Source organism: Methylobacterium sp. EM32 (assembly GCF_040593685.1).
Lineage (GTDB): Bacteria > Pseudomonadota > Alphaproteobacteria > Rhizobiales > Beijerinckiaceae > Methylobacterium.
On record NZ_JBEXZS010000015.1, the window covers coordinates 1 to 11057 of the forward strand.

General features: G+C 70.1%; 10 protein-coding genes, 1 tRNA gene and 1 pseudogene. 9 read left to right on the top strand and 3 right to left on the bottom strand.

Features of this window, described 5'->3' with window-relative positions:
- Positions 1-18 precede the first annotated feature (18 nt).
- A tRNA-Met gene (locus ABZT49_RS02830) sits at positions 19-95 on the top strand.
- A gap of 47 nt (positions 96-142) precedes the next feature.
- On the opposite strand, the gene ABZT49_RS02835 is transcribed toward ABZT49_RS02830, so the two are convergent.
- Positions 143-853 carry an alanyl-tRNA editing protein gene (locus tag ABZT49_RS02835; protein WP_355282752.1) on the bottom strand — a complete coding sequence of 237 codons (711 nt, stop codon included), beginning with the start codon at positions 851-853 and terminating at the stop codon, positions 143-145.
- A 151-nt stretch (positions 854-1004) separates the two neighbouring features.
- Here ABZT49_RS02835 and ABZT49_RS02840 point away from each other — a divergent pair, with 151 nt between their 5' ends.
- From ABZT49_RS02840 to ABZT49_RS02875, 8 genes are all read left to right on the top strand, one after another.
- On the top strand, positions 1005-1484 hold the full coding sequence (locus tag ABZT49_RS02840) for a response regulator (RefSeq protein ID WP_355282755.1): 480 nt from the start codon (positions 1005-1007) through the stop codon (positions 1482-1484).
- Between the two features lie 139 nt (positions 1485-1623).
- The gene (locus ABZT49_RS02845) at positions 1624-2616 is read left to right on the top strand and encodes an ABC transporter substrate-binding protein (protein WP_355282758.1); all 993 of its coding nucleotides are present in this window, start codon (positions 1624-1626) and stop codon (positions 2614-2616) included.
- A gap of 7 nt (positions 2617-2623) precedes the next feature.
- Positions 2624-3439, top strand: a complete 816-nt coding sequence (locus ABZT49_RS02850; RefSeq protein ID WP_355282776.1) for an ABC transporter permease — start codon at positions 2624-2626, stop codon at positions 3437-3439.
- A gap of 4 nt (positions 3440-3443) precedes the next feature.
- Complete coding sequence (locus ABZT49_RS02855; protein WP_355282760.1) at positions 3444-4286, top strand: ABC transporter ATP-binding protein; 843 nt, start codon at positions 3444-3446, stop codon at positions 4284-4286.
- A gap of 161 nt (positions 4287-4447) precedes the next feature.
- The gene (locus tag ABZT49_RS02860) at positions 4448-5557 is read left to right on the top strand and encodes a Ppx/GppA phosphatase family protein (protein ID WP_355282763.1); all 1110 of its coding nucleotides are present in this window, start codon (positions 4448-4450) and stop codon (positions 5555-5557) included.
- 79 nt (positions 5558-5636) lie between these two features.
- The gene (locus ABZT49_RS02865) at positions 5637-6407 is read left to right on the top strand and encodes an RlmE family RNA methyltransferase (protein WP_355282766.1); all 771 of its coding nucleotides are present in this window, start codon (positions 5637-5639) and stop codon (positions 6405-6407) included.
- Positions 6404-6706 (top strand): hypothetical protein, encoded by a 303-nt coding sequence (locus ABZT49_RS02870; protein ID WP_355282768.1) that lies wholly within the window; start codon positions 6404-6406, stop codon positions 6704-6706. Before ABZT49_RS02865 ends, ABZT49_RS02870 begins: the two co-directional genes overlap by 4 nt.
- A 466-nt stretch (positions 6707-7172) precedes the next feature.
- A complete protein-coding gene (locus ABZT49_RS02875; protein ID WP_355282770.1) occupies positions 7173-7934 on the top strand; it encodes an SDR family oxidoreductase in 762 nt (253 codons plus the stop codon).
- 453 nt (positions 7935-8387) lie between these two features.
- Here the strand turns inward: ABZT49_RS02875 and recQ are convergent, their stop codons facing one another.
- Positions 8388-10235 carry a DNA helicase RecQ gene (gene recQ / locus ABZT49_RS02880; protein WP_355282772.1) on the bottom strand — a complete coding sequence of 616 codons (1848 nt, stop codon included), beginning with the start codon at positions 10233-10235 and terminating at the stop codon, positions 8388-8390.
- Between the two features lie 215 nt (positions 10236-10450).
- Positions 10451-11057: pseudogene (locus ABZT49_RS02885) on the bottom strand (hypothetical protein); the annotation flags it as partial.

The window sequence follows — 11057 nt, forward strand, 5'->3', positions numbered from 1 at the left end:
ACTCAGATCACGCCCTGGCGCGGGGTGGAGCAGCCCGGTAGCTCGTCAGGCTCATAACCTGAAGGTCACAGGTTCAAATCCTGTCCCCGCAACCAAGACGACGAGAAAGCCCGCCGGCGAAAGCCGGCGGGCTTTCTCGCGTTCAGGACAGTGACAGCCGCACGCGGCGGTTCTGCTTGCCCTTCTTCTCGATCGCCGTGACCGTAGCGGTGCCGATCTCACCTGTCCGGGCGACATGGGTGCCGCCGCAGGGCTGGAGGTCAAGGCCCTCGATCGCTACCAGCCGCACCCGGCCGCTACCGATCGGCGGCTTCACCGACATCGTCTTGACGAGGCCGGGATTGGCCAAAAGCTCCTCATCGCTGATCCAGCGCGTCGTCACCGCGGCGTCCTGCGCAATCATCTCCCGCAGCCGCGCCGTCACCGCCTCTTTGTCGAGGCCGGCATCCGGGATGTCGAAGTCGAGCCGACCCTCGCCGTCGCCGATCGAACCGCCGGTGACCGGGTAGGGGAGGGCAACCGAGAGCAGGTGCAGGGCCGTGTGCACCCGCATGCGGGCGTGGCGCAGGGGCCAATCGAGGACGAGGCGCACGGCCTTACCCGGCGCCGGCAGGGCCGTGCCCGGGGCGACGCGGTGCAGGATCGTGCTCTTGTCGGGACCGTAGACGGTATCGAGAACCGCGATCGCGGTGCCATCCGCCCGCACCACGTGGCCGCGGTCGCCGGGCTGGCCGCCGCCCTGGGCGTAGAACAGGGTCCGGTCGAGAACGAGACCGGATTCGTCCGCCGTGACGATGCGAGCCTCTGTCTCGCGGAGATAGGCGTCGTCGCGGAAGAGGAGGTCTGTGGGCATGGGGGCCTTACCAAGCTCTGAGGCAGGGAGCGCGACACTGGCCCGCCGCCGCGCCGCCGTCGAGGTTTTGGTAAACGTTAACCATCTCGGTTAGCGAAGCCGCAGGAGAGCCGGGCCTATCCTCCGGATCAGTTCCGCGTCCGAGCCCGCGATGATCGCCACCCCGACCTTCCCGGACCTCTCGGCCCTCGTGGTCGACGAGAGCCTCTATATCCGCCGCATCGTGCGCGACATGCTGATGCGCGTCGGCATCAAGCGCCTGCTCGAGGCGCCGGACGGCGCCGAGGCGCTGGGCGTGCTCGCCGAGAGCAAGCCCGACCTCGTCGTGCTCGACTGGGACCTGGCGATCCTCTCGGGCGAAGAGTTCATCCGCCTCGCGCGCACCCCAGCGACCTCGCCGGCGCCGACCGTGCCGATCATCCTGATGCTGGCCCAGCCGCGCCGCAACGTGGTCGACCGGGCGATCAATCTCGGCGTCAACGAGATCATCGCCAAGCCGTTCTCGCCCAAGACCCTGTGGTCGCGCCTCGACGAGGTGATCAACCGGCCGCGGCCGTTCTCGCAGGTCAAGAGCCTGCTGCGGCCGCAGCCGCGCCTCGCCGGGGCAGCCGCCGTCAAGGGCATGCTCTGAGGCTGCGCCGCGATTTAATCCGCGAGTCTAAAGTCTTATCTTCTCCGCGGTAATCCTGCTTTCGGCCGGCTCGACCTTTGTCCAGTATCCCGTCCCAAACCGGGCGCTCCCGCCGTCCGGACGGATCAGGGAGAGAAGCATGCTCACGCGCCTCGCCGCAATCGCCGCAATCATGGCGGCCATGGCCGGCCCGGCCGCCGCCCAGGACGTCGTGCGTCTCGGCAATCTGAAATTCGCCCATTACGGTGCGATCTCCTACATGAAGGAGATCGCCGCGAAGTATAACCTGAAGATCGACGAGAAGCAGTTCGCCAAGGGCGCCGATATCTACCCGGCGATGGCGGTCGACCAGATCGACATCGCGGCCTCGGGCGCCGACGGCGCGGTGGCGGCGCGGGGCAACGGCGTGAAGCTCCTGGTGGTGGCGGGCTTCGCCAATGGCGGCGTGCGCATCCTCGGCCGGCCCGATCTCGGCGCCAAGACGCTGGCCGACGTGAAGGGCAAGAAGGTCGCGGTGGTGCGCGGCGGCACCCAGGATCTGATGCTGCTGGCCGAACTGGAGAAGAACGGCCTGACCTGGTCCGAGCGGGCGGGCAAGGACGTGCAGCTCGTCTACTTCAACAACTACGCCGACCTCAACCAGGCGCTGGCCCAGAAATACGTCGACGTGATCTGCCAGAGCGAGCCGCAATCGACGCAGGCCATCTCCAACGGCTGGGGCTACGAGATCGTCAAGCCCTATGACACCCCGGTCGGCGTGCCCTACCGCCCGCTGGTCATGACCGAGAAGATGTACACCGAGAAGCCGGAAGTCGCCGCCCGGGTGCTGAAGCTGTTCGTCGAGGCGACCAAGACCTTCATCGAGAAGCCGGATCTGGCGGAAAAGTACGTCCGTGAGCAGGTCTTCAAGGGCCAGCTCAGTAGCAAGGATTTCCGCGATGCGATGGAGAACGCGGATTACACCTACGACATGCCGGCCGGCCACATGCAGGTCACGGCGGATCTGATGCACAAGTACGGCCTCGGCAAGATGGTCAATCCGCCGAAGGGCGACGCCGAGTGGGTCAAGCTCGACCTGCTCGAGAAGGCGAAGGCCGAGCTCGGCGCCAAATCGACCACGAAGACGAACTGAGTTCCGCATCGTGACCCGCCTCTCCGCCTTCCGCGGCGCGCTGCTGCCGGTCGGGCTCCTGATCCTGTGGGAGCTCGCGAGCCGGGCCGGCCTGTTCTCCGCCGTGGTGCTGCCGCCGCCGAGCGCGGTGGCCGCGCGCTGGTTCGCCAACCTGATCCCGGCCCTGCCCTACGATCCGGCGAGCCAGAGCTACGCCGCCTGGCTGGTCTCGGGCGAGCTGCCGCACGACGCGGTGGCGAGCCTCGGCCGTGTGATCGCGGGCTTCGCCATCGGCGTCGGCCTAGCGCTCCCGGTCGGCCTGCTGATGGGCACGAGCGACCGGCTCTACGGCCTCGTCAATCCGTTGTTGCAGATCCTGCGGCCGATCCCGCCGATCGCCTACATCCCGCTCGCCATCGTGTGGTTCGGCCTCGGCAACCCGCCGGCCCTGTTCCTGATCGCGCTCGGCACCTTCTTCCCGGTCCTCGTCAACACGGTGGCGGGGGTGCGACAGGTCGATTCGATCTATATCCGCGCGGCGCGCAACCTCGGGGCCAATTCCTGGACGATGTTCCGGCGGGTGATCCTGCCGGCGGCGAGCCCCTTCGTGCTCGCCGGCATGCGCATCGGCATCGGCACCGCCTTCATCGTGGTGATCGTCGCCGAGATGATCGCGGTGTCGGACGGGCTCGGCTACCGCATCCTCGAGGCGCGCGAATACATGTGGTCGGACAAGATCATCGGCGGCATGCTGACGATCGGCATCCTCGGCCTCGTCATCGACGGCGCGATGTCGCGCCTCAACGACCACCTGCTGCGCTGGCACCGCGGCCTGGAGCGCTGACCCCATGACCGCACCGCTCCGCAAGCCCGAGCCCGTCCCCCGCGCCGCGCCGGGCGCCGCCGAAATCGCGATCGACCACGCCTCGAAGGTGTTCGGCACCGGCGAGGGCGCCGTGGTGGCGCTCGAGGACGTCACCGCCGCGATCCCGAGCGGGCAGTTCGTCTGCTTGCTCGGGCCGTCGGGCTGCGGCAAGTCCACCCTGCTCAACGCCATCGCGGGATTCTCGCCCCTCACGACGGGCGAGATCCGGATGGCGGGTCGTCCGGTCGTCGATCCAGGCCCCGACCGGGGCATGGTCTTCCAGGAATACGCCCTGTTTCCCTGGATGACGGTGGAGCAGAACATCCGCTTCGGCCTCGACATCAAGGGCGTGGCGCGGGGGGAGGCCGACGCGGTCGTCGCCCGCATCGCCGACAAGCTCGGCCTGTCGGACTTCCTCGGCCGCTTCCCCAAGGACTTGTCCGGCGGCATGCGCCAGCGCGTCGCCATCGCCCGCATCCTGGCCCTCGACCCGCCGGTGATGCTGATGGACGAGCCGTTCGGCGCCCTCGACGCGCTGACCCGGCGCACGCTCCAGGACGAGTTGCTGCGGATCTGGGCCGAGTACCGCAAGACGATCGTGTTCGTGACTCACTCGATCGAGGAGGCAATCTACCTCGCCGACCGCATCGTCGTGCTCACCTACCGCCCGGGCCGGATGAAGCGCGACTTGATCGTGCCGCTCGCCCGTCCCCGCGATACGGCCTCGGCCGAGTTCAACGCGCTGAAGCGCGAACTCGCCGGGCTGGTGATGGAGGAGCAGCAGCGCTTCACCCAGGCCGAGCTGCACGGGTCGGCGGTCGATTGACAGCAATTCGTTGGCGGGCCTCGGGATTGACCCGGTGACGGGGCGGCCGCCGCGGCACGATCGCGGCTTTGCGTTCCGCCCGGAGCCACGTAAGCTCCCCATCATGTGATGGAATATTCCGGCCCGCGAGGGTGCGGATGTGAGGGATATCGGCACAGCCGATGAGGGATGAGACGGCCGTCTCCGTGCCGGCGCGCGCCGCGGAGTACGCCGAGACAGCGCGCGCGACCGCGCCTCCGCCGCACCCGGCGGGGGATGATCCTCCACGTCGCCCGGACCGGCGCGCCTACGCGGCGCTCGATCTCGGCACCAACAATTGCCGGCTCCTGATCGCCGAGCCGGCGCCCTACGGGTTCCGGGTGATCGATGCCTTCTCGCGCATCGTGCGCCTCGGCGAGGGACTGGGCAGCACCGATCGCCTGAGCGACGACGCCATCGAGCGCACGGTCGATGCGCTGGCGGTCTGCCTCGGCAAGATGCGCTCCCGCGGGGTGGTGCGGGCGAAGTCGATCGCTACCGCGGCCTGCCGGCTCGCGGTGAACGGCCCGGCCTTCGTCGACCGGGTGCACCGCGAGGTCGGCCTCGACCTCGAGGTGGTGGACCGGCGCACCGAGGCCTATCTGGCGGTCACCGGCTGCGCGGCGCTCGCCGACCGGCACGCCGAATCGGTGGTGATCTTCGACATCGGCGGTGGCTCGACCGAGATCATCTGGCTCGACGGCTCGGCCGCGCTCGCCCGCAGCGCCGATCCCACCTTGCGCATCCGCGCCTGGGATTCGCTTCCCGTCGGGGTCGTCACCCTGGCCGAGCGCTACGGCGGGGCCGACGTGACCCGCCCGGTCTTCGAGGGCATGGTCGAGGAGGTCGCCGACCGCCTGACCAAGTTCGCGCTGATCGCGGGCGCGGCGGCGCATGCGCCGAACTTCCACCTGCTCGGCACCTCCGGCACGGTGACGACGCTCGCCGCCACGCATCTGCGCCTGCCGCGCTACGACCGGCGGCGGATCGACGGGCTGTGGATGCGCGACCGCGAGGTGACCGACGCCATCGACGGCCTGCTGGCGACGCGGCTGTCGGACCGGGCACAGAACCCCTGCATCGGCCGCGACCGCGCCGATCTGGTGCTGGCCGGCTGCGCCATCCTGGAGGCGATCCGCCGCGCCTTCCCGTCCGAGCGCCTGCGCATCGCCGATCGCGGCCTGCGCGAGGGGCTTCTCATGAACATGATGCGCGAGGACGGGGTCTGGCGCCGGGGCGTGCGGCCGGGCTGACACGGCGTTCCGGGCTTGCGCATGTCGGCCCGGGGCGTCATCTGCCTTGCAAGATTTCGATCATCGAAGGTCAAGGCATATGAGCGATCGTCGCGGCGGCGGCGTCCGGGGCGACCTGAAGCAGCGGGTGAAGACCGCGCGCGGGCGCACGGTCTCCTCCAAGATCTGGTTGGAGCGCCAGCTCAACGACCCCTACGTGGCCCGCGCCAAGCGCGAGGGCTACCGCTCGCGGGCCGCCTTCAAGCTCATGGAGATCGACGATCGCTTCCGGCTGCTCAAGCCCGGCCAGCGGGTGGTCGATCTCGGCGCGGCGCCCGGCGGCTGGTCGCAGGTAGCGGCGGCGAAGGTCGGCAGCCATCCCGGTGCGCCGACGCCGCGCGGCCGGGTGGTCGGCATCGACCTCCTCGAGATCGAGCCGATGCCGGGCGTCGACTTCGTCACCCTCGACTTCCTCGATCCGACCGCGCCGGGGCTGCTGACCGAGATGCTGGGCGGGCCGGCGGATGTCGTGATGTCGGACATGGCCGCCAACGCCACCGGCCACAAGAAGACCGACCACCTGCGCATCATGGGGCTGGCCGAGACGGCGCTCGCGTTTGCCCGCGAGATCCTGGCGCCGGGGGGCACCTATCTCGCCAAGGTGCTCCAGGGCGGCACCGAGGGCGGCCTCCTCGCCGACCTGAAGCGCGACTTTTCCGCCGTGCGTCACGTCAAGCCGGCGGCGAGCCGGGCGGATTCGAGCGAGCTCTACGTGCTGGCGATCGGGTATCGCGGGGCCGAGGCGACGGACGGGCCGTATCGCGAGACCGATGACGGCGACGAGGAGGACGAGGCGGGCTGGCGGCCGTGACGCCGGCGGCAGCGATCGATCGCGCCCGGGCTCTCCTCCTGGCAGAGGGCTATTCGGAGATCGGGCGGGGGACGCGGGGCGAGAGCTTCTACTTCGGCCTCGCCGGCGCCGAGGGGCAGGTGCGGGTGGCGAACCATGCCCGCACGCCGAAGCAGCGGTTGAAGCATCCGGAGGTGGTGGCGAGCCTCGTCGTGACGGGGCCGTTGTCGGAGATGGCGTTGCGGGAGCGCCTGAGCGCGACGCTGCGGGATTTTCGAGCACGGCAGCGATCGCCGACGACGGCAATCAGGCTACCCTGACGCGTGTCAGGTAACAGCGCTTTCCCTTTTTCATTGAGGAGCGGATCTGCGGTTCCGATCCCTATCGGTTCGACTGCGTGAGTCGCTGCTTTCATTCCGTTGCGGCCGGTCCGCATCTCGCGCTCGGCTGTACGGAAACCAAGTGTTTATCCGACATCCGAAATGGCCGGCCGGGCATGCTGACTGGATCCTGACGGGCGCTGCGTGGAGCTGCCTTCGACACAAGCGGGCGGGTGCGGCTCGGCAACACGGTCGATCCGCAATACACTCTGATCCGATCTCCGGACGTTTCCTTCCGGAGATCGGATCAAAAGCCTGCGCGGTGGAGCCTTCGGCTCCGCATACCGGAGCGAAGCCGATCTCCGCATCGCGGCAGCGATTGTGCAGCAATCGCCGAGCGATCAGGTGGAGATCGGATGAGCGCTTCGATCGCGAAGTCGATAGCGCTGACCTGAAGGAGCATACGATGGATCTCGGCCTCAAAGGGCTTCGCGCCGTTGTCACCGGCGGCACCAAGGGGATCGGCGGCGCTATCACCGACCTGCTGGCGGAGGAGGGCGCTGCCGTCGCGCTCTGCGCCCGCGCCCCGGAGGAGGTCGCCGCCAAGGTGGCGGCGCTTCGCGCCAAGGGCGTCGCCGCCACTGGCCGCGCCGTCGACGTCGCCGAGTCAGGCGCCCTCAAGACCTGGATCGCGGAGGCCGCGGAAGAGCTCGGCGGCCTCGACATCCTGGTGCCGAATGTCAGCGCGCTCGCCGTCGGGGCCGACGAGGCCGCTTGGCGCGCTGGCTTCTCGGTCGACCTCATGGGCACGGTCGCGGCGGTCGAGGCCGCGATGCCGTTCCTCGAACGCTCGAAAGCGGCCTCGATCGTCGTCATCTCGAGCGTGTCGGGCCGTGAGATCGACTTCGCGGCGGGCCCCTACGGTGCCTTCAAGGCGGCGCTGATCCACTACGCGCAGGGGCTCGCCTTCCAACTCGCGGGCAAGGCCATCCGCGCCAACACGGTGTCGCCGGGCAACACCTATTTCGAAGGCGGAGTGTGGCACCGGATCGAGGAGGGCAATCCGACCCTGTTCGCCGAGGCCCTGCGCCTCAACCCGACCGGACGGATGGCCCGACCGGAGGAGATCGCCCGCGCCGCCGTGTTCCTGGCGAGTCCGGCCGCGAGCTTCGTGACCGGCACCAACCTCGTCGTCGACGGCGCGTTGACCCGGGGCGTGCAGTTCTGAGCGTTCGCCCTTTCGCCGCATGGACAGGGCGCCATGCGCCACCTTTGCGCGAAGGGGCGCGAAGGCTACGGTGGATCCAGCGACGCCCGACGGTCCTGTGTCGAGGGGTGGGAGCCGCGGGTCTATCCGACCCTGCTCCGCCACGGTCTCGTCCTGAGAGTCTGCTCCGGGCCGGCAGACGGACCTGAAACCCTCCTCGTCATCCCGGGGCTCGACGAAGTCGAGAACCCGGGATCCATAAACGCCGACGCTCCAGGACAAAGCGGAACACGATCCGTCTCTTTCTCCGACGTCAGTGGTTATGGATCCCGGGTTCCGCTTTCGCGGCCCCGGGATGACGTGGTGGGATGTCGGCCTGTGCGCCGGATCGTCCGGTCGGCGCCTCGAGGCGAGGTCGCGGGTAGGGGCAGACAGTCGGCGTCACCGAGGCTCCGCCAGCCGGACGTCCCGCCGTCACCCCGCCCGCTTCGCCGCATCCGCCAAAAACTCCGCCACCGCCTCGACGAAGGGCTGCCCATACGCGTCCCGCTTGCGCTCGCCCACCCCGTGGACCGAGCGCAGGGCCCAGAGGTCGACGGGCTTGGAGCGCGCCATCTCGATCAGGGTGCGGTCGGGGAAGATCATGTAGGCGGCGACGCCCTCCTGGCGGGCGAGCGTCGCGCGCAGGCCCCGCAGGTGCTGGAACAGGGCTTCGTCGGCCTCCGACAGGCCGAGCGTGTCGTCGCGGTCGGTCGCCCCGCGGCGGCGCTCCTTCGGGGCTTTCGGCTCGGGGTCGGGGCGCAGCTGCACCGGCTCGCGGCCGAACAGGATCGCCTCGCCCTTGTCGGTGAGGGACAGGCCGCCATAGCCGTCGCCGTTCTCCGCCACGGCGCCCGCCGCGAAGAGCTGGCGCAGGATCGCCCGCCAGGCCGCCACCGGCTTGTCGGAGCCGACCCCGAAGGTCTTGAGCTGGGCGTGGCCGTTGCGGCGGATCTGGTCGCTCTCCTTGCCGTGGACGAGGTCGCAGATATAGGCCGCGCCGAAGCGCTGGCCGGTGCGCACCACCGCGGACAGTACCTTTTGCGCCGCCACCGTCCCGTCGATGAGGGAGACGCCGCCACGGCACAGGTCGCAGCGGCCGCACGGCTCGCTCTGCTCGCCGAAATAGCCGAGCAGCGACTGGCGCCGGCAGGTCGCGCCCTCGCAGAGCCCGATCATCGCCTCGAGCTTGCGGCGCTCGACCCTCCGGCGGTCGTCCGGCACCTCCTTCTCGTCGATCTGGCGCCGGCGCAAAGCCATGTCGTCGAGGCCGTAGAGAGTCAGGGTATCGGCCGGCAGCCCGTCGCGGCCGGCGCGGCCGATCTCCTGGTAGTAGCTCTCGATCGTCGACGGCATGTCGGCGTGGCAGACGTAGCGCACGTCCGGCTTGTTGATGCCCATGCCGAAGGCCACCGTCGCCACCACCACGACGCCGTCCTCCTGGAGGAAGGTGTCCTGGTTGCGCATCCGGATAGTCTGGTCGAGGCCGGCATGGTAGGCGAGCGCGTTGAAGCCGTCCTGCTGCAGAATCTCGGCGATCTGCTCGGTGCGCTTGCGCGAGGAGCAGTAGATGATGCCGCTCTCAGCCTTGCGCGGGCGTAAGAAACGGGAGAGCTGGCGCGTCGGGTGCTCCTTCGGCGCGAAGGTCAGGCGGATGTTCGGTCGGTCGAAGGAATGGACGAACAGCTCCGGCTTGCGCCCGCGGGGAAACAGCCGCTCGGAGATGTCGGCCCGGGTCGCCGCGTCGGCCGTGGCGGTCAGCGCCACGGTCTGCACGTCGCCGAGCGCCTCGCGCGCGCGCGCGAGGTCGCGGTATTCGGGCCGGAAGTCGTGGCCCCATTGCGAGACGCAGTGGGCCTCGTCGACCGCGAGCCGCCGGACGCCGGCGCCCTGCAGCGCCTCGATCAACCCCTCCATCAGCAGCCGTTCGGGCGAGACGAAGAGCAGGCGCAACGACCCTGAGCGGATGCCGCGCCAGGTCTCGCGGGCGCTCGATTCCGACACCGTCGAGTTGAGGGTGCCGGCCGCGATGCCGAACCCCTCCATCTGCTTCACCTGGTCGTGCATCAGCGCGATCAGGGGCGAGACGACGACGGTCAGCGACTGCTCCACCAGGGCGGGAAGCTGGTAGGTCATCGACTTGCCCGAGCCCGTCGGCATCACCGCGAAGACGTCGCGCCCGTCGAGCACGGCGCCGATCACCTCGGCCTGGCCGGGACGGAAATCCTCGTAGCCGAAGGTCTTTCGGAGCGCGGCGCGGGCCTCGTCGAGGCGGTCTGTCATGGTGTTCGATGGCTCCGCGCGGCCTCGCGACGGGGCGCGAGGCGTGTCGATGGATCGGCGCCGGTGTCTATACAGGAACGCGCCCCCTGTCGCTCGACATCCGCGCCCGGGCGATGGACCGGCCGGCTGACACATTGGCGACGATGGCGGGCGCGAGCAAGACGGAAGCGGACGACCGGCGCGTCACACCGGCCCGGAACGGTGTCGCCCCGGCCCTACCGGCAGGGCGGGCCGCCCGGATGCCCGCAGCCGTGGCCCGGCGGCGGGGCGTGGGGGGCCGGGCGCGGCGCGGCCTGCGGATGCGGCGGCATCGGCTGGGGCCGCGGCGCCATCATCTGCGGCTGGCGCAGGGCCTGGGCCTGCTGGCGCCGCATCGCGTCCTGCATCTGCTGCTGCTGGCGCTGCATCATCTGCTGAGCCTCGACGCGCTGGCGGGCCTGCGCCTGCTGGGCCTGCATCATCTGCTGGCGCTGCATCGCCTGCTGGCGCGCCGCCTGCTCCATCCGCATCCGCTGCAAGCCGTCATCCGGTCGTGGCGCCCGGGCCGGGGCCGCCATCCTGGGCGGCTGCGCCGCCTGCTGGGGCGGCATCGCCGGCCGCGGGGCTTGCGCGGGGGCGACCATCCGCGGCGGCTGGACCGGGCGCGAGGGCACGACCGGCGGCCGTACGCCTTGAGGCTGCAAGCCCTGCGGAGCCGCTGCGGCGGCTGGTCCCTGCGGGGGGCGGGCGGCGAGGGCGGGCGCGAGGCAGGCCGCCTGCTCCGGCTCCACCGCCACCACGAGGCCGGGGTGGCTGAGCCAGCCGGCCAGGCCCTCAGCCATC